The following is a 19,896-nucleotide window of genomic DNA, read 5'->3' on the forward strand; positions in this document are numbered from 1 at the left end:
ACAACATCTTTGTTGCAAAATTCAATTATTGCAAGTCGGTAGTTTGGATTTTCGCCACAGTCGAACAAAAACTATAGGTCTTGCCGCTCGCTTTTACTGACGACTGAGCAAAATATCCTTGGCAGCTAAAACGCCTGTCACCAGGGCCGGACTGGTGAGATGGCCCCGATAGATCGCAGCAATGACCTCGTCAATTTCCACCCAATGTGCAGTAATCTCACGTTCTTCTTCAACTCGATCAAAATCGACGTCCGAGGCGACAGTGACGTCTTGTGCTAAGAAAATAGTCACTACCTCATCGCTAACACCAGCCGAAGCATGAAAACGTACCAGCTGCTGCCATTGAGCTGCAGAATATCCAGTTTCCTCAGCCAATTCCCGTGCAGCCGCAAACTGAACATTTTCACCTGCGACGTCGCAAAGACCAGCTGGAACCTCCCACATCATAAGCCGTGAGGCATGTCGATATTGATGGATGAGCAAAACTTCCCACGTCGCCTCTTTAGGCCTGACTGCGACAATAGCGACGGCGTCGTCATGCGTCATATACTGACGCCGCGCACTATCGCCAGCTGCAAACGTAATTTCGTCGTCGTAAATATCGAAAATTGGACTATGAAACTTATGTGACGACGAAACAACCTTGACGTGCCCGGACACCGAAACATCTTTCAGCTCAGTCTCGCCCAACACCGTTTGATACGTCTTCATGCGAACGCCTTCCTCCGAAAATCAGAACCCAACATGTACGCCATCGGGCCTAACACGATCAACGCACCTACCCCGGCCGCGACAAAAGCACCTACAATACTCTGACCGAGCACTCCGGAAAGATAGTCCTCTAACCACGGGACAACGAACCATGCGACGCCACCTGCGATCGCAAGAACGATGAAACCGGAGACGAGCTGGCGCTGGTAATCTCGGACAATAGATGCGCCGGTAACTCGTTGCAAAATCCCAATCAAAACAATCGCACCGACTGTCATGCCAATCGACATCGATAAGCCAACCCACTCCAGCGTCATATATCGGCCGCCAACGCCAACAAAATATGCAAGTGATAAAGAAACGATCACAGCAAACCATGCAATGGAATTACTAATCATGACTAATCGCGGACGGCCCAATGCATACAACACCCGCGCCCCGTGATACAAAAGCGAGAATCCCACTGCGCCGAAAGCCATTGTTTGTAAGGCAATATCGAGCCCCGTAATGGAATTACCCAGCTCGATAACCGTCTTGGCTGGTACCGACAACGCCGCAATCAAGACTGCAGCAGTCGCGCCCATCATCAAAACCAAGTATGTCGAACGTCCAACAAGCTGACGCAACTTACCCTGCTGCCCGAGCTCATGCGCCTCCGAGATACGCGGAAAAACGGCTGTCGCGATTGGCACAGCCAACACCGCGTAAGGCACCATGAACACCGCATAAGCATAATTAAAGGCGGCAAACGTTCCCGAATCAGATAACGCATTGGTCGAATACATGATAAAGATGATCGCCAATTGTTGTGCCAAAAGTGCCGCTAGACCAGCGCCCCCCATCTTGAGCGTTTCGCGCGCAACATCATTCGGAAATTTCCATGTCAAGCGAATGCTCACACTACGTAAAACCGCAGGAAGCTGGACAAGAGAAAAGATCACAACACCAACCGTTGTACCCCACCCGAGCAATGCGATGGCCAGTGAAGTCATTTCGTCGGGCTGAGTTTGGGCACCGAAGGAGAGTGCATACCAAATAAAGACTACGACGACGACCAGCGACGACAAGAGAGGAGCCAACGCGGGTAACACAAACTTCTTATGTGCCTGCAAGACGCCCGAGAAAACAACCGACAAACCATACAATGGAATCTGCCAGGCAAATATGCGCAATAATGATGCTCCCAATTGGAGTTGTTGCGGTATCGCTGACGAGAGTAAAAAACCGATGATATTCTCAGCGAACAATACCACGAGCAACACTATCGGTAAGGAAACTGTCAAGAGCCACGTAATCAACGCAGAAACTGTTTGCGACGCTTCATGTTTAAGATTTCGGGCTAAAAACCGAGAAACCAGCGGTATGACCGCACCTGCTAGTGCGCCACCGGCCGCAACCTCAAAGAGAACATTGGGCACAGTATTTGCTGTATCGTATGTGCCTGCAACAACACCGTCGGACATGGCCCACGACTGCGCGAGCTTACGCACTAATCCCATCATCCGAGCACCCAAGGTGAGCACAGCAATTATTCCTGCAGCGCCGAGAACCGAAGAGACTTTTTTCATCCAGAACCACTAACCGAAAACGATATTCAGTGACGGCCTAGCTGATCAATGGCTCGAAGAAAGGTATTGTTATCGATAACAGCCGAGAACGATATTTTTTCCGATGCCATTGTCAGCCCACTAATCACCGAAAATAACGCAAATTTCAACGGCGTCGAGCTCGAACGAGTCAACAATACACCAAGTTGCGCACCAAGTACGTTCGCTCCAAAATCACCGAGCATCGTGCGTCCCGCAAGATCATCACGAACTGTGCCAAGACAAGTAGCAATTAAGGCCACGGCTGCCGGACGTGACTGCTGAGACAGACAAGCAACAGGTAGCGCTCCTAAAGCTGTTACTTTCAAAGCCCGCCCAGGGCGCAAATCGAGCAAATTAATCAAATTAGCACTACCAGCAATCATTGCGGCATCGAGTCCAGCAATAACGAGGCCACGGACATGACGGGGCTTTTCCAGTGCAACCCCGGAGAATGCTGCGCCTGCACCGATAATCGCAATTTTAGCGACTCCGGACGTGACTCGCCCCCTTTTAAGCGCGCCCAAGTGACCGCGGAAACCTTTACCTTGGGCAGAAAACTGTTCTTCCATGTGGTCATCGATATAGCCAGCCGCTGCGGAGCTAACGGTGGCACTCATACCAGCAACACGGGCCCAGCCGTCCTCAGCTAACGCGGTTCCCGCCAGAACACCAGCTACCGCTTGAAGTCCACCGGTTAACGAAACTACCGACCCAGTATACGAGTCACGATCCCACGTCGGTAACGGCATTCGCCTAACGACTTCTCCCACTCCTGCAGATACAGCAAGTGCCGAAAAGCCAGCTAGTAACGATCGTTTCATGAGGCTGGCTGTTCGGCTGGTTCTTCTGCAGGCTGGGCTGGAGCTTGTTCTGCAGGAGCTTCAGCTGGCTTAACAGACTCTACGCGCTTCGATAGGGCCGCCTGTGCACCCTCATCGAAGCCAAAATGTACAGTCATATCATTGAGTTCGCTTGCCACAGCCATCACAACGTTGACTGTTCCAACAGCGAGAGAATCGGAAACATTATCCACTGTCGATGTACCATCAGTATCGCGTACGATACGCGCAGCATCAGCAGGTGAATCAGCAGAACCGACAACCACAGTAGGTACTTTTCCTGCCATACGAGCTGCAAGAGCGGCATAGGTTTGTGCATCATATGTCGCCTGGGCCTGGACTTCGGGGTCTTTAGTAGCCCGAGTGTCAATATCATCTTGATCAGTATCGGGAGACAAAATCACGACTGCTTGGGCCGGTGCGTCAGTTGCATTGATAATAGTCATCATCGGCTGGTCCGATCCGCTGAGGATGTCACGTAACGTTGCATTTTGGCTATAGGCCATTCCATTCACCGTGAGCTGGTACAACGCGTCCGTCATAAGAGTATTGGCATCCATCTCCTCACTTGCACCATCAATATAGGTAGCAAGTTGTGAGGCAAAAGTAGTTCTGTACGCAGTCTGGTCAGCTGCGGTCCAAGAACTATTGAGCGTCACCTGCATATTAATTGACGCGCCAGCTTCAGTCAGGCGTTCTGAAACAGCGGTAATTTCATCGTTAGAAACGCCAGGAAGTGAGACGAGTGCAATTGATCGGTCAGTGAGAGTTCCTTGAACTAACTCGGGAGCCAAATCACTCCATGCTGCCTCGTGCTGCGCAATCGTCGATTTGTATTTGCTCGCGTCCCCTTTTAACTGCGAGTTGGCCTCTGACAAGGCTTGAACCTGAGAGCTCAGCACATTACCAATGGAGTTTTGCAACGGCCCAGCACCGAGGATGATGCCCACAGCCAGTGCAATGAAAACGGCACCTAATGAAACAAGGTGATAACGGAAGTCAATCATATCTCCACCCTAAAAAAGATTCTTCAACCAGAAAATAGTATCTGAGAACCAGACTTTAACTAAACCAAATAAGATCTGACCGGCATCTGTCACAGCTAGCGACGCGCTGATAACCAAAAGACCTGCGATGAGAAGAAAGGCAACCTGCCAATTCGATATCCGTGAACGATATAACTGGCTAACGCCCTTTGCATCGATAAGCTTAGAACCCACTTGTAAGCGAGTTAAAAAGGTAGAGGCCATTCCCCGGCGTCCTTTGTCTAAGTACTCGATCAGTGTGGAATGAGTACCTAAGGCTACTATCAGATCAGCGCCCTTGGCGTCGGCTAGGAGCATCGCAATGTCCTCGGATGTCCCAGTAGCAGGGAATACCACATGTTCGATTCCTAAATCTTCGACACGCTTACGTCCTGGGGCGCGGCCATCTCTATACGCATGGACAACTACCTCTGCTCCGGATTTTAATGCTTCATCGGAGACGGAATCCATATCGCCAACAATCATGTCTGGTTTATAGCCGGCTTCTATTAAGGCATCTGCTCCGCCATCAACACCGATAAGAACCGGTCGGTACTCACGGATATAGGTGCGTAACGCCTGCAGGTCTTCCTTATACCGATAGCCCCGCACAACAATCAACGCGTGGCGAGACGTAAATACGGTTCGAACATCTGGCATACCGATGCCATCAAGAATTAAGTCCTGCTCCCGCTCGACGTACTCCATGGTATTTGTCGCAAACGCCTTAAGTTGCGTTGGCATGCCTGCACGGGCGGCATCTCGAGCCTCTTGAATTGTCTGTGCAGTTTGCACAACACCTTCAGCTATTACGTCGTCGCGATGGGTGACCACACCGTTTTCGTCTACCGATACTGTCTCCCCCTCACGAACATCCATAATCGCAGACCCGAGATCGTCGATTAACGGAATGCCGGCTTCATTGAGAATAATCGGACCAAGATTTGGGTAACGTCCTGAAGTTGATTTAGCAGCGTTGAGAACAGCGCTCGGTTTGCACTCGACAAGAGCCTCAGCAGAGACCCGATCGAGATCTTCGTGATCAATAACCGCGATATCACCCGTTGCCAGGCGCTTAGTGAGATTCTTCGTACGTGAATCTACCTTCACAGAGCCTTCATATGTGCCAGGAACGCTCTTCGCCGCTTTCTTATGACGTTTGAATACCATACATTTATCATGACACATGAACGCTAAGAAGTAGCTCAGCTGCGTGTGCGAGTGCCGCCTCAGATTCTGTATGTCCAGAAAGCATACGGGCTAATTCTGCAGTACGTTCCTGATCGTTTAAAACCCTTACTTCGGTGGTCCCACCTCCAGCTTCTGGGTCTTTCCGTACTGTGATGTGTCGAGCCGAATATGCCGCTACCTGCGCTAAGTGCGTCACTGCAATCACTTGGAAACCTGTACCTAAACGCGAGAGCCGTTGACCAATAGAAAGTGCTGTTTTCCCGCCGATTCCCGCGTCCACTTCATCGAAAATAAAAGTATGTTCAGCTGCCGTGTTCCCTTGTGCAATCACAACTTCAAGCGCCAACATGACACGGGACATTTCACCGCCAGAAGCTGTACTGCCCAGAGATAATAACGGACTGCCCCGATGAGGGGATAATTTAAATTCGACAGCATCGAGGCCCTGCGAATGTGGACTGTCAGCTGCCGTAACTTCAACAGAAAATGTGGCGTCTTTCATTGCTAAAGCGACGAGTTCGCCGGTAACAGACTTACTCATTTTTTGCGCATACTTTACCCTAGTCTTGAACAGGTTCTTGCCTAAAAGACGCACTTCTTGTTGAGCCTGTTCCAGCTCACGCTCAATATCGTCCAGAGTTGCTTGCGGATCTAAGATCTCTTGTAAACGATCATCGGCTCGTGCTCGACGTTCGAGGATTTCCGGAATGCTCAAACCCAAATCGCGTTGCAACGCACGCAACTCAGCGCGTCGCTCGTGAATCATATTGAGCTGATGGGGATCAGCATCTAAAGACTCCAACCGGCTTCCAAGATCGTTCGAAATATCCGATGCTTGCGAACTAATGTCACGCAACAACGCAACCATAGCCTGAATCTGGCCATCATTTTCCGATATTTTTGCTAACTCGTTGGCAGCAACATCCAACTGCAATAAAGCACCATTGGTATCATCGTCGAGCGCATGCACCGCACTGGTAATCGACAATCGAACATCTTCAATGTTTTCAAGGAATAACGCACGATCCTTCAGCTCATCTTCCTCACCAAGATGCGGCTCGATAGCGTCAACGCGCTTAATGAACGCCTCTAATGCCAAACGTTGCGTACTGGCCTCTGAAATCTTATGTTGAAACTCAACGAATTTTCGTTCTGCCTCCTGATATTTCGCCCATGCCACGTGATAGGCGTCAAGAGCCTGCGCAAGTTCTGGCCCACCGAACGAATCCAGGGCTTGACGCTGAGCAGACACAGATTTCAAGCGTAGTTGATCGGCCTGGCCGTGCACTGTCACCAAATGCTCACTCAGCTCTTTCAGTACCGCTAATGGGACCGCATGACCGCCAACATACGCCCGCGTCCGTCCCTGAGCCGGAACATGCCGACTAATATATATGGCTGCGTGTTCGTCGTCGATATCGACATCGCCGCCAGCGTTACGCACGATCTCTACCGCAGGGGAATCAACCGCAACGAGAAACGTACCTTCAACGATCGCAACGTCTGCACCGGTACGAACCTTAGCTGAATCAATCTTGTGTCCCATGAGCATTGCCAGGGAAGTCAGTGCCATGGTTTTACCCGCACCAGTTTCACCAGTCAACGAATTCAAACCAGGCCCGAAAGCAACCTGTGCATTTTCAATAACGCCTAGATTCGTGATGCGCAGTTCTTCAATCATTCTTTTCTCCGTTACGTCGCCAACCCTGAGTAGGCAAATCAAACTTACGGACAAGTCGGCCAGTGAATGGCATTTCATTCAAGCGAGCCAACTGAACTCGATGTGAATCCCGGGTGACAGTAACACGGGTGCCTGCCGGTGCCGCGAAAAGCCGGCGACCATCGCACCACACATGAGCATTTTCGCTATTGATTCGCACCGAAACATGCGAATCCGGGCTGACTACCAACGGCCGGGCAAACAAGGCATGCGCTGCAACCGGTGTCACCACAAGCGCATCAACGTCAGGCCATACAACCGGCCCACCGGCAGAAAAAGAGTATGCGGTGGAACCTGTAGGAGTCGAAACTAAAACTGTGTCACAACTAAACGCCGAAAGCGGAACGTCGTCAATCGCAATATCGGCTTCAACCATACGCGACAACGGATCTTTTTCAATCGAAGCTTCGTTCAACGCCCAGCTTGTAACCTGTTCTCCATCCGGAGTTTGAACAATGACCTGGACGGCCATACGAGTATCAACGCTCCACTGCCCGTTAACAATTGCAGAAATAACGTGATCCATCGATTCGGGATCTGCTTCTGCCAGGAAACCCATATGACCATAGTTAATACCCATAATCGGCACCTGCGTACCGTAGGTGAGTTCTGCAGCGCGCAAAATTGTTCCATCGCCGCCAATGACCAGAACAAGTTCGACGTCGTCAATATTGACAGCTGACGACGATACGTCCTGATTATTGCGACTTCCAGCTCCAGTAATGCTTCCGGCATCGGCGATACTTCCGACCTCACGCACCGTACTGGGCGCGGTTGGAAGCCACGACACTGAAACTCCCGACTCATTGAGTGCATCAGCTATCTGATGTGCGGACGCAATGACATCAGGATTCTTATCGTGCGATAGGAGAGCAATTTTTCGAGTCATAACTACCTCTGCGTTGATCCTGCTGCCTCTTAGTATAGTTGGTGCCTCACCGCAAAAGCGGAACAGGGAAGAATTATTGGCGGGCGGCGAAATCGGCGCCCGCTGGACCACTGGCAACCGCTTCGCGTACGGCCTTCTCTAGCTCATCGCCGAGCATATCTGCCATGCCAGCTTTCATATGAATAAAATATTCCACGTTTCCAGCTGGACCGGGCAACGGTGACGGCGCGATAGCACAGATACCCAAGCTTGCTTCACGCCCGGCCTGGGCTACATTCAACACAGTCTCCACATGGTGCTCTGGATTACGCACAACTCCCCCGGCGCCAAGCCGATCCTTACCGATTTCAAACTGTGGTTTAACCATGAGTAGGAAATCTGCGCTTGGCGATGCGCATTCAGCCAACGCCGGAATCACGAGAGTCAACGAAATAAAAGATAGATCGCCGACGACGAGGTCAGGAGCCGGAGCGACCAGTTCCGGATCGAGGGTGCGGACATTTGTCCGTTCATGCACTTCTACGCGTGGATCTTCACGCAACCGCCACGCTAACTGGCCGTAACCCACATCAACAGCAACGACGGACGCAGCGCCCTTACGCAGCAAAACATCAGTGAAACCGCCAGTAGAGGCGCCAGCATCTAACGCGCGCACGCCGGCAACAGTTGGTGCTTTATTCCCGAGATATTCCAACGCGCCCAGCAACTTGTATGCGCCACGAGAGGCGTAATCGTCACGATCTTGCGTGCTCACAAGGAGTGCTTGCGCTGGATCCATTTGTCGAGCAGGCTTGTTGACAACATTCTTATCAAGAAGGACACGTCCAGCCCGAATCAGTTCGGAGGCTTCGGTACGTGACCGGGCTAATCCTCGTCGAACAAGTTCTGCATCAACTCTAATTAGTTTCGCCATGCTTCTTCTTATGCTTGAGCTCGACTCAACATCGCGGTCAATTCCCGGTGAAGGTCTTCGAGTTCCGAGATCTGTTGAGATACGTCTTTATCTGCCATAGTGTTCAGAACTTCTTCTGGCTCGTATGGCTTGGCTGGTTTTGGAATATTTACTGCGGATGGAGTTGGGGGCTGTTCCATAGCAAGATCCTATAGGGATGGCGTAAATTCCGGAATCCACGACATCTCGTGGCCGCGATCGACACGGTCCCACACTGCCGCAACCAGTGCTTGATATTGGTACAGCGTTAGTGCTTTGCCCTCGGACGTAACAGCTTCGCCTTCAATCTGAATAGACTTTTCTGTAACCGCTACTCGAGCGTCACCCACCGTAACAGTGTCTCCAGAAAACTCCGGCTGGTACGCGCTGGAACTTAGGTCACGCAGATCGAAAATCGGATGTGTCGGGCGTTGCGAAACGTCAGTCAACATCACTTGGCGCATCGACGTGACACCAGTGAGTACATGTGCCGAGTCGTATCCGGCCCGGTTCGCACCCAAAATATCGGTATCGAGACGATCACCGATAGCTAACGGGCGCGTTCCACCAGATTTCTCTAAAGCTAACTGATACATCTCCGGTTCCGGTTTGCCTGACGACGGCGGTACCACGCCTGTTGCGTGGGATATCGCAGCTACCAGTGAACCGTTACCCAAATACTCACCTCGTTCTTTTGGCAGTGTCGCATCGATATTCGTCGCAACGTATTGCGCTCCACGCTGGATCGCCAAAGCGGCTTCGGACAGCTGTAGCCATGTTGCTTCCGGATTCAGGCCATGTAAAACAGCTGCTGGTTCGTCATCAGCAGACTCGACGAGGGTAAAACCGCCCTCCCGCAGCGCTTCAACAACACCCTTGGCACCAAGCGGAAGTACTTTCGATCCTGCTGGGATGAGCGTTGACAGGAGCATAACTCCCGTGATTGCGCTCGTAACGACATCGTCACCGTCGGTAGGAATGCCGAGTTCGGTGAGGTGCTGTGCGGTGTCTTGTGGCATGCGTGCCGAATTATTGGTCATATAGACAACGCGCACACCACAATCTTTTGCGTATTGGTAGCCTTCGACAGCTCCAACCGCGGCACTATCGCCACGATACGCTACACCGTCGAGGTCAGAAAGAATGACATCGTAGGGTGAAAGAATGGTTGACTCAGTCATCGACATCCTCGACACCAAAAAGCTCTTCGAAAGCCCCGTCGAATTCTTCGTCGGCTGCTGGTTCTCCAGCGAGATCCTCGTCGTCGAAATCGCCGTCGAGTTCGTCATCGTCGAAATCGGCATCAGCAAAATCTTCTTCGAAGTCTTCGGCCTCATCCTCATCATTTTCGCGAAGCTCAGCGAAATCATCGTGTTCGTCTGCGAATTCAGAATCGAGATCGAGATCTTCTTCTGGCAAATCATCGAGTACTTCGTCGAGGTCGACCATCATAGAGAAGTCGTTACCATCATCGAGCATAGCTTGCCATTCTTGACGAAGTTCTTCAGCCTCATCAGTACGACCGAGCTCTTCTAGACGGTCGGCCTTGGTGAGCTGGACGCGAGCAGCAACGCCGTCATCGAGGTTCTCAACGAGAATCCTCTGAAGGACTGACAGGCCACCTTCGATGTCGCCGGTTTCGGCGCGGGCGCCAGAGGTAACGATAGCAAGCTCGATCTTCGCTTCAGCATCGAGTCGGGCTAATGGAATGTCTTCGATAAAGCGTAGTGCTTTTTCTGGACGACCTAAGCCTCGCTCGGAATCAGCTTCGATTGGGACGTGGGAGTAGTCATCGCTCATCCTGCGGTAAGTGCGCAGTTCACGCAATGCCTCGGCGTAACGGCCGGTGACGTATGCGGTGAGTCCCAGTGCTTCACGCACGACGTCCACGCGTGCGGCGCGCATGTAAGCAGCGTGCGCGTGAGTGTAGGCGACTTCTGGATCGATGTCCATCATTTCGCCAGCATATGCGAGGTGCCGTGCAACGCGTTCACCATTTTCCTTGGTGAGGCCAAGGAGACGACGACGAACGTCTGCGTCGAGGGATTGGGAGGTGATTGATTCCGGAATCTCATCGAGGAGTTGACGGGAATCCGGTTCTTGGGAGCGCACGTCTTCCGCGTTATGGGAGTCTTGGTTGTTGTCCCAACGACGACCACCCCGGTCATCATCACGACGACTATCGCGGCGATCATTGTCCCAACGACGCGGTCCACGATCATCACGGCGCTCATCACGCCCACCACGACGATCATTATCCCAACGACGACCACCCCGGTCATCATCACGACGACTATCGCGGCGATCATTGTCCCAACGACGCGGTCCACGATCATCACGGCGCTCATCACGCCCACCACGACGATCATTATCCCAACGACGACCACCCCGGTCATCATCACGACGACTATCGCGAGCAAAAGGGCGGGATGAGGACTGCCAGCCTGAGGAATCATTAGCTCTCGAAGCGCGACGGTCGTTAATATTACGGTAATCAGACATAAATTCCTCAGGTAAGTTATAAAAACAATGCACATACAAAGTGTGCCCACTGAATATCTTACACTACAGTGAACGAGCCTTGTCGCATAAAAATCGACATGTGACTTGTCCGTATCTTGACTTATCAGCATGAACCAGGATATCGGACCGGAAATACTGTCGAACTAACGATTAAGGGGAGGGCTGGTAGGAAACAGTGTTTCTTACCAGCCCTCCCCTTTATTGATGTTTGAATGACGGCGGTGTCCTACTCTCCCACACCCCCTCGGGTGCAGTACCATCGGCGCTGGAAGGCTTAGCTATCCGGGTTCGGAATGGAGCCGGGCGTTTCCCTACCGCTATGACCACCGTCAAAAATCTTGGGATCAATAATCCTGTATTAAATTATCTACTGCTATTGTTGTGTGGGGGTTGGGAATCGTATAGTGAACGCGAAACATACTCGAAAAATGTTTTTGTTAAGTGGTTGGCCATTAGTACCAGTCAGCTCCACACCTTACGATGCTTCCACGTCTGGCCTATCAACCCCATGGTCTATAGGGGGCCTACAAAACAAATTGTTTATGGAAACCTTATCTCAAAGCAGGCTTCCCGCTTAGATGCTTTCAGCGGTTATCCCTTCCGAACGTAGCCAACCAGCCATGCACCTGGCGGTACAACTGGCACACCAGAGGTTCGTCCGTCCCGGTCCTCTCGTACTAGGGACAGCCCTTTTCAAGTTTCCTACGCGCGCAGCGGATAGGGACCGAACTGTCTCACGACGTTCTGAACCCAGCTCGCGTGCCGCTTTAATGGGCGAACAGCCCAACCCTTGGGACCTACTCCAGCCCCAGGATGCGACGAGCCGACATCGAGGTGCCAAACCATGCCGTCGATATGAACTCTTGGGCAGGATCAGCCTGTTATCCCCGGGGTACCTTTTATCCGTTGAGCGACGGCGCTTCCACAAGCCACCGCCGGATCACTAGTTCCTACTTTCGTACCTGCTCGACCTGTCGGTCTCACAGTCAAGCTCCCTTGTACACTTACACTCAACACCTGATTGCCAACCAGGCTGAGGGAACCTTTGAGCGCCTCCGTTACCATTTAGGAGGCAACCGCCCCAGTTAAACTACCCACCAGGCACTGTCCCTGAACCAGATCATGGTCCAAGGTTAGACATCCAGCACGACCAGAGTGGTATTTCAACAATGACTCCACAACCACTGGCGTGGCTGTCTCATAGTCTCCCACCTATCCTACACAAGCCGTACCGAACACCAATACCAAGCTATAGTAAAGGTCCCGGGGTCTTTCCGTCCTGCTGCGCGTAACGAGCATCTTTACTCGTAATGCAATTTCACCGAGTTCGCGGTTGAGACAGCGGAGAAGTCGTTACGCCATTCGTGCAGGTCGGAACTTACCCGACAAGGAATTTCGCTACCTTAGGATGGTTATAGTTACCACCGCCGTTTACTGGGGCTTAAATTCACAGCTTCGAACACTTACATGTTCTAACCGTTCCTCTTAACCTTCCAGCACCGGGCAGGCGTCAGTCCGTATACATCCACTTACGTGTTCGCACGGACCTGTGTTTTTGATAAACAGTCGCTTCTCCCTGGTTTCTGCGGCCATCACCCCTAGCCTGTTAAAAGGCTTCAGGGATCAGGCCCCCCTTCTTCCGAAGTTACGGGGGCATTTTGCCGAGTTCCTTAACCACGATTCACTCGCTCGCCTTAGTATTCTCTACTCGACTACCTGTGTCGGTTTAGGGTACGGGCGGCTAAAACCTAACGTCGAGGCTTTTCTAGACAGCACAGGATCACTCTACTTCCCCACATAAATGGGTCATCATCCAGCCTCACCCTTATATGTCCCCCGGATTTGCCTGAGGAACGGGCTGCGCTGTTAAACGTGGCAAGCCATTAGCCACGCGAAGCTACCACTCTGCGTCACCCCTGTTAACACGCTTGCTTACTACACGATCAGGTCCCACGCTCCCCACACACCCCAACCCGAAGGAAGAAGATGGTGGTTTGGATGGTTAGTATCCCATGATTCAACATTGACGGTTTTTCGCCGGTACCAGAATATCAACTGGTTGCCCATCGACTACGCCTGTCGGCCTCGCCTTAGGACCCGACTAACCCAGGGCGGACGAACCTGGCCCTGGAACCCTTAGTCATTCGGCGGACGGGATTCTCACCCGTCATTCGCTACTCATGCCTGCATTCTCACTCGTACGAAATCCACAACCAATCACTTGTGCTGCTTCACCTCACGTACGACGCTCCCCTACCCAACAAAACAAAAGTTTTATTGCCGCGGTTTCGGCGGTGTACTTAGCCCCGCTACATTGTCGGCGCAGAATCACTTGACCAGTGAGCTATTACGCACTCTTTCAAGGGTGGCTGCTTCTAAGCCAACCTCCTGGTTGTCACAGCAACTCCACATCCTTTCCCACTTAGCACACGCTTAGGGGCCTTAACCGGCGGTCTGGGCTGTTTCCCTCTCGACTACGAAGCTTATCCCCCGCAGTCTCACTGCCGTGCTCTCACTTACCGGCATTCGGAGTTTGGCTGACGTCAGTACCCCGATAAGGGCCATCGGCCATCCAGTCGCTCTACCTCCGGTAAGAAACACACGACGCTGCACCTAAATGCATTTCGGGGAGAACCAGCTATCACGGAGTTTGATTGGCCTTTCACCCCTACCCACAGGTCATCCCCTCCATTTTCAACTGAAGTGGGTTCGGTCCTCCACACGCTCTTACACGTGCTTCAACCTGCCCATGGGTAGATCACCCCGCTTCGGGTCTAGAACATGCAACTAAAAATCGCTTTTTAAAACTCGCTTTCGCTACGGCTACCCCACACGGGTTAACCTCGCTACATGCCACTAACTCGCAGGCTCATTCTTCAAAAGGCACGCCATCACCCCTACCAAGGAGGCTCTGACGGATTGTAAGCGTCCGGTTTCAGGTACTATTTCACTCCCCTCCCGGGGTACTTTTCACCATTCCCTCACGGTACTCATCCACTATCGGTCACACGGAGTATTTAGGCTTACACAGTGGTCTGTGCAGATTCACACGGGATTTCACGGGCCCCGTGCTACTCGGGCACCACATAAAGCAGACTGACATGTTCCAACTACCGGACTCTCACCGTCTACGGTCCAGCTTCCCAACTGATTCGTCTACACACCAGCATTTATCACTACCCGACCCCTCATCGGCGGGATCAAACATGGCCCCAACAACACCACACACGCAACGCCCGACAGCTATCACACGCGCATGGTTTAGCCTCATCCGCTTTCGCTCGCCACTACTCACAGAATATCTTTTCCTGCGGGTACTAAGATGTTTCACTTCCCCGCGTTACCCCCAAACACCCTATACATTCAGATGCTGGTAACTAGAAATAACTCTAGCCAGGTTCCCCCATTCGGACACCCCCGGATCACAGCTCGTTTGCCAACTCCCCGAGGCTTATCGCAGGCTACAACGTCCTTCATCGGCTCCGTATGCCAAGGCATCCACCGAACGCTCTTGAACACTTACAAAAAACCAAAGATGCTCGCGTCCACTATACAATTCTCAACCACCACACCAACACCACACCCCTGAACACCCAACACGATGAGCACCCAAAAGCACAGGCAGTACACGGAGTATTACCCCACACCCCAACAGCATGCCAGACAATCCATAACGATTTTTCCACTAAAAACCACCACAACCAACACCAACCACAACAGGTCAATGCCAGCCACACCCCAAAATAAACAAACATGAAAAATACAGGGCATGAAGGTAGCTCCTTAGAAAGGAGGTGATCCAGCCGCACCTTCCGGTACGGCTACCTTGTTACGACTTCGTCCCAATCGCCAATCCCACCTTCGACCGCTCCCCCCAAAAAGGTTAGGCCACGGGCTTCGGGTGTTACCAACTTTCGTGACGTGACGGGCGGTGTGTACAAGGCCCGGGAACGTATTCACCGCAGCGTTGCTGATCTGCGATTACTAGCGACTCCGACTTCATGGGGTCGAGTTGCAGACCCCAATCCGAACTGAGACTGGCTTTAAGGGATTCGCTCACCCTCACAAGCTCGCAACCCTCTGTACCAGCCATTGTAGCATGCGTGAAGCCCAAGACATAAGGGGCATGATGATTTGACGTCGTCCCCACCTTCCTCCGAGTTAACCCCGGCAGTCTCTCGTGAGTCCCCACCTAAAAGTGCTGGCAACACAAGACAAGGGTTGCGCTCGTTGCGGGACTTAACCCAACATCTCACGACACGAGCTGACGACAACCATGCACCACCTGTACACCAGTCCGAAGACGCACACATCTCTGCATGATTCCGGTGCATGTCAAGCCTTGGTAAGGTTCTTCGCGTTGCATCGAATTAATCCGCATGCTCCGCCGCTTGTGCGGGCCCCCGTCAATTCCTTTGAGTTTTAGCCTTGCGGCCGTACTCCCCAGGCGGGGCACTTAATGCGTTAGCTACGGTACAGAACCCATGGAAATAGGCCCCACACCTAGTGCCCAACGTTTACGGCATGGACTACCAGGGTATCTAATCCTGTTCGCTCCCCATGCTTTCGCTCCTCAGCGTCAGTAACGGCCCAGTAACCTGCCTTCGCCATCGGTGTTCCTCCTGATATCTGCGCATTCCACCGCTACACCAGGAATTCCAGTTACCCCTACCGCACTCTAGTCTGCCCGTACCCACTGCAGCCCCGGAGTTAAGCCCCGGTCTTTCACAGCAGACGCGACAAACCGCCTACGAGCTCTTTACGCCCAATAATTCCGGACAACGCTCGCGCCCTACGTATTACCGCGGCTGCTGGCACGTAGTTAGCCGGCGCTTATTCAACACCTACCCTCAACTTTCGCCTTGTTCAGTGTTAAAAGGAGTTTACAACCCGAAAGCCTTCATCCCCCACGCGGCGTCGCTGCATCAGACTTGCGTCCATTGTGCAATATTCCCCACTGCTGCCTCCCGTAGGAGTCTGGGCCGTATCTCAGTCCCAATGTGGCCGGTCACCCTCTCAGGCCGGCTACCCGTCGAAGCCTTGGTAGGCCATCACCCCACCAACAAGCTGATAGGCCGTGAGCCCATCCCCCACCAGAAACCCTTTCCAACACCCACCATGCGGCAGGAGCAGAATATCCAGTATTAGACCCCGTTTCCAAGGCTTATCCCGAAGAAGGGGGCAGGTTACTCACGTATTACTCACCCGTTCGCCACTAATCCACCCCAGCAAGCTGGAGCTTCATCGTTCGACTTGCATGTGTTAAGCACGCCGCCAGCGTTCGTCCTGAGCCAGGATCAAACTCTCCAAACAAAAACCAAACACCCCAAAGGGTATCCAATCAATACAGTCCGAAAAGCCAAAACAGGCTCAACAAAACAGACAAACCAAAACTAGCTCATCCAAAATAAAATAAAGAAAACACACCAACCAAAAACAGTCAGCATGCAATCCAAACAAAAACAATCATTATAAAAAGCTGACACACTATTGAGATATCAAACAACACACCCACACCCAACAACCACCCAGAAAAACCAGGCAACCATCAAGAAGGATAACCCCACCAAACTAACACACAACCACACTCAAGTCAAAACCCAAGCCAGTCACACATCAACAAGGAAGGAAACCATCACCACCAGAACACTAACCGCGCTCCTCGGCGACAAGAAAAAACAATACCCACCCACACAACCAACCGTCAAACCAAAACAACGTAAGCCCTATCACATAGCTCGAAACGATGGCCTTATCTTAGAACCCTATATGCAAAAGCATTAATCTATCTCCCCAAAGCGGCTATTATTATTAGGAAAATACGTTCCGACAGAGATGATACCCAATGACCAGTCAACGAATGGAAGCCTTTAGTGATGGTGTCCTCGCCATCGTCATTACCATCATGGTCCTCAAACTTGAGTTACCAGTCGACCTCGATATATCGAGCTTATATTTAATCGCCCCCACATTGTTGGCGTATGCTCTCAGCTATATATACGTCGGAATATACTGGGCCAACCATCACCACTTAGCTGGTGTCTCAAAAACTATTTCTGGATCCACTTTGTTAAAGAATTTGCACTGGCTTTTTTGGATAACACTCATCCCGGTGGTCACAGAATGGGTAGGAACTCATCCTTTTGCACCCATGCCGGCCATGTTCTATGGCGTTATTCTATTCATGTGTTCAGTAACGTACCACTTCCTCCAACGCGACATCGTTCGACGTTTGAGTCACGACGATCCAGGATCGCTGGAATGGGATCGTGATCTAAAAGGAAGAATTTCAATTACTGCCTATTTGATTGCTGCAACCACCGCAGTTTTCATACCTGCCGTGTCTTATATCATCTATGCCGCTATTGCTCTCATCTGGCTCATCCCAGATACACGCCTTGAAAAACTTTTCGGAGAAAGCTAAGAATCAAATTGGGCAAGAGAGCTCCAACACGTCGTCCCATATGGACCATCGTCGATTAGAGGCTTGTGCGATGGTCCGACGGACATACGAATTCGTTCTTTCCAGGATTTTCTACATTGTTTCCACATGAGCCCTGTGGGATCAACGTCAGGAAGTTAGCGAAAATTTCTAGCGCAACATTTCGATAATTGTGTTCAAAGACGTTGCAGACGAACTCGATTTCCCAAACTGCTCAGTAACAACAACATCATTCAATTGACACAGTTGCACTTTTACTTTAACCAAGACTATAGCGGACCGAACCAAATCCACTGTATAGACGAAGATGAGCTACGTCCGTAACGAAGGTCTATTTGAAGTGCCCCGGGTTTTGTTCCTAGGCACGTGCCTTGATTTCTATTATTTCATGGCCGGTGTTGCCGTTCCAAAACTCCTGTTCAACCTCAGCCGGTGTACGGTAGCCCAAGCTCTGGTCAAGCCCTGACTCGTTCGGCCACGAAACCCATTCAAACGCCCGCGATTTCAACATCCAACCACGCCCCGCCCATGACCGCCTATGAATCAGCTCATTCTTGAAATGAACCGTTGACGTTCTCAGCCAAAGCATTGTCATCCGAATCGCCAACCGTCCCTGTCGAGGTAAGTAATCCCATGCTCGGCAAGACGCTCATTGTAAACAATGGACACATACTGCGAGCCGTGGTCGCAATGGTGAATCAGCCCAGTTGTTTTCTTCGCACATACGATCGCCTGATAGTATGCCTGCAACAGTAACGCTTTACGTTCGCATTGAACCGACCAGCGCCCACCCGATAAATCCGTCCGTAGAGAACACATCGGTCACAAAAGCGGTGTAGAGAAAACCCCTTACGGGTACGGACATAGGTAATGTCGCCCCACCCACAACCGATTCGGCCTCGAAAGCTCGACATTCACGTCACGCCAAGTCTAGGCGAGTATCTCACCCCTTGAGGTTTACGAGTTCTCACAAGCAACCTGGCCTTTACCTTTACCCCTAACTCCAGCAAGGCGCATCAAACGAGCGGTATGCTTCACGACCAATATCTTTTCCCCTCACGGCGCAACGCGTGCCACATCTTACGAATCGGGTAGACATTGTAGTTACTTTCATAAATCTCAGATGTGTCCTATCGGCAGCAGCATCACGCAGGCTACGAGCACTCACACCACGGGATTTTGATTGACGATAGCCACAAACCACCAACACGGTGAGTGTTTAACGTCTTGCAGATGAACTGAGTAGAGAAACGATTGCGATACTCATCAATGAACCGAATCATTTACCAATGTTTCGGGGCCAGTTCCGACGCGAAAAAAGCCGACGCTGCTTATCTGAACTCATGAGTATCGCGAAGCTCCTGATTTTCACGGCGTAGCCGCGCATTTTCGACTTCCAAGTCCTCCGGCAAGCGTTCAAGAACGCGTCCTTCACGACGAGCTACCTGAGTCCATTGCGCAGCAGTGTGCCAAGAAACACCTAGTTTCGGTGCCACAATCTTGCACGCTTCTTGCAAGGAAACATTCTCCGCCACAATACGGTCTTCTACCAAGCGGACGACACGATCCTTCGCATCCTGATCAAATTTCTTTGGCATAGTCCAGATTGTCCCATCTACTCAAACGGAACAAAACCTGGGGCACTTCATGGGCTCCCGACAGACCCCTTTCTTTCCATCACTAGATAACCGAATCTGCAGAAGGCACAGTTGATATTGCTGCTTCATAGGGTAGCTGCAAAGAATACGACCGCCATCGCCCCACCAAGAGGTGTACCGCTAGGTGCAAAGAACACACGATAAGAACTGGTGTATTCAACCGCGTTGTTTTCATTCGGCAAGCGTCGTTACCCTGCACCCGTTGGCAAAGCGATTCAAATTCACTCGAAAAATTCTTGCCGGTCCATCGGAAGCGATCGATCGCCTATCTGGGAGTCAGACTATGATTTTATACGCCTCCGAGACGAAACGATAAACAACCAGCACACATGCAAATTGTCAGCGGTCTCCATCTGGAACGTAATCTCGCCTCAAAAG

15 protein-coding genes and 3 rRNA genes are annotated in these 19,896 nt (G+C 51.6%); 1 reads left to right on the top strand and 17 read right to left on the bottom strand.

Annotated features, from left to right (window positions below; translation table 11 throughout):
* Positions 1-93 precede the first annotated feature (93 nt).
* From JTE88_RS04795 to JTE88_RS04860, 14 genes are all read right to left on the bottom strand, one after another.
* Complete coding sequence (locus tag JTE88_RS04795) at positions 94-711, bottom strand: NUDIX domain-containing protein (protein ID WP_204423073.1); 618 nt, start codon at positions 709-711, stop codon at positions 94-96.
* Entirely contained in the window at positions 708-2,279 is a 1,572-nt protein-coding gene (murJ, locus tag JTE88_RS04800; protein ID WP_204423075.1) for a murein biosynthesis integral membrane protein MurJ, read from the bottom strand. The genes JTE88_RS04795 and murJ overlap by 4 nt, the downstream gene beginning before the upstream one ends.
* 26 nt (positions 2,280-2,305) lie before the next feature.
* Positions 2,306-3,121 (bottom strand): beta-carotene 15,15'-monooxygenase, encoded by an 816-nt coding sequence (locus JTE88_RS04805; protein ID WP_204423077.1) that lies wholly within the window; start codon positions 3,119-3,121, stop codon positions 2,306-2,308.
* Complete coding sequence (locus JTE88_RS04810; RefSeq protein WP_204423079.1) at positions 3,118-4,146, bottom strand: copper transporter; 1,029 nt, start codon at positions 4,144-4,146, stop codon at positions 3,118-3,120. The genes JTE88_RS04805 and JTE88_RS04810 overlap by 4 nt, the downstream gene beginning before the upstream one ends.
* A gap of 9 nt (positions 4,147-4,155) precedes the next feature.
* The gene (gene steA, locus JTE88_RS04815) at positions 4,156-5,334 is read right to left on the bottom strand and encodes a putative cytokinetic ring protein SteA (RefSeq protein ID WP_239519482.1); all 1,179 of its coding nucleotides are present in this window, start codon (positions 5,332-5,334) and stop codon (positions 4,156-4,158) included.
* A 7-nt stretch (positions 5,335-5,341) separates the two neighbouring features.
* Entirely contained in the window at positions 5,342-7,036 is a 1,695-nt protein-coding gene (recN, locus tag JTE88_RS04820) for a DNA repair protein RecN (RefSeq protein ID WP_204423083.1), read from the bottom strand.
* A complete protein-coding gene (locus JTE88_RS04825; protein WP_204423084.1) occupies positions 7,029-7,964 on the bottom strand; it encodes an NAD kinase in 936 nt (311 codons plus the stop codon). Before JTE88_RS04825 ends, recN begins: the two co-directional genes overlap by 8 nt.
* 73 nt (positions 7,965-8,037) lie before the next feature.
* Positions 8,038-8,877: a TlyA family RNA methyltransferase gene (locus JTE88_RS04830; protein WP_204423086.1), complete on the bottom strand. Its 840-nt coding sequence runs from the start codon at positions 8,875-8,877 to the stop codon at positions 8,038-8,040.
* Between the two features lie 8 nt (positions 8,878-8,885).
* Positions 8,886-9,056 (bottom strand): hypothetical protein, encoded by a 171-nt coding sequence (locus tag JTE88_RS04835; protein ID WP_204423088.1) that lies wholly within the window; start codon positions 9,054-9,056, stop codon positions 8,886-8,888.
* A 9-nt stretch (positions 9,057-9,065) separates the two neighbouring features.
* Positions 9,066-10,076 carry an HAD-IIA family hydrolase gene (locus JTE88_RS04840; RefSeq protein WP_204423096.1) on the bottom strand — a complete coding sequence of 337 codons (1,011 nt, stop codon included), beginning with the start codon at positions 10,074-10,076 and terminating at the stop codon, positions 9,066-9,068.
* Positions 10,069-11,397 carry a tetratricopeptide repeat protein gene (locus JTE88_RS04845; protein WP_204423098.1) on the bottom strand — a complete coding sequence of 443 codons (1,329 nt, stop codon included), beginning with the start codon at positions 11,395-11,397 and terminating at the stop codon, positions 10,069-10,071. The genes JTE88_RS04840 and JTE88_RS04845 overlap by 8 nt, the downstream gene beginning before the upstream one ends.
* Positions 11,398-11,631: 234 nt before the next feature.
* Positions 11,632-11,749 (bottom strand): 5S ribosomal RNA (gene rrf, locus JTE88_RS04850).
* A 101-nt stretch (positions 11,750-11,850) separates the two neighbouring features.
* Positions 11,851-14,943, bottom strand: a 23S ribosomal RNA gene (locus tag JTE88_RS04855).
* Positions 14,944-15,205: 262 nt separating this feature from the next.
* Positions 15,206-16,731, bottom strand: a 16S ribosomal RNA gene (locus JTE88_RS04860).
* Together the 16S, 23S and 5S rRNA genes form the textbook arrangement of a ribosomal RNA operon.
* A gap of 532 nt (positions 16,732-17,263) precedes the next feature.
* Between JTE88_RS04860 and JTE88_RS04865 the strand changes: the two genes are divergently transcribed.
* Positions 17,264-17,842, top strand: a complete 579-nt coding sequence (locus JTE88_RS04865; RefSeq protein WP_204423106.1) for a TMEM175 family protein — start codon at positions 17,264-17,266, stop codon at positions 17,840-17,842.
* A gap of 376 nt (positions 17,843-18,218) precedes the next feature.
* Here JTE88_RS04865 and JTE88_RS04870 read toward each other — a convergent pair whose 3' ends face one another.
* The 3 genes from JTE88_RS04870 to JTE88_RS04880 form a co-directional block, all read right to left on the bottom strand.
* Positions 18,219-18,371, bottom strand: a complete 153-nt coding sequence (locus tag JTE88_RS04870) for a hypothetical protein (RefSeq protein ID WP_204423108.1) — start codon at positions 18,369-18,371, stop codon at positions 18,219-18,221.
* Positions 18,372-18,451: 80 nt separating this feature from the next.
* A complete protein-coding gene (locus tag JTE88_RS09275; protein WP_204423110.1) occupies positions 18,452-18,679 on the bottom strand; it encodes a hypothetical protein in 228 nt (75 codons plus the stop codon).
* Between the two features lie 512 nt (positions 18,680-19,191).
* Positions 19,192-19,458: a hypothetical protein gene (locus tag JTE88_RS04880; protein ID WP_204423112.1), complete on the bottom strand. Its 267-nt coding sequence runs from the start codon at positions 19,456-19,458 to the stop codon at positions 19,192-19,194.
* Positions 19,459-19,896: the final 438 nt, after the last annotated feature.

The sequence above is a fragment of the Arcanobacterium phocisimile genome (assembly GCF_016904675.1).
Lineage (GTDB): Bacteria > Actinomycetota > Actinomycetes > Actinomycetales > Actinomycetaceae > Arcanobacterium > Arcanobacterium phocisimile.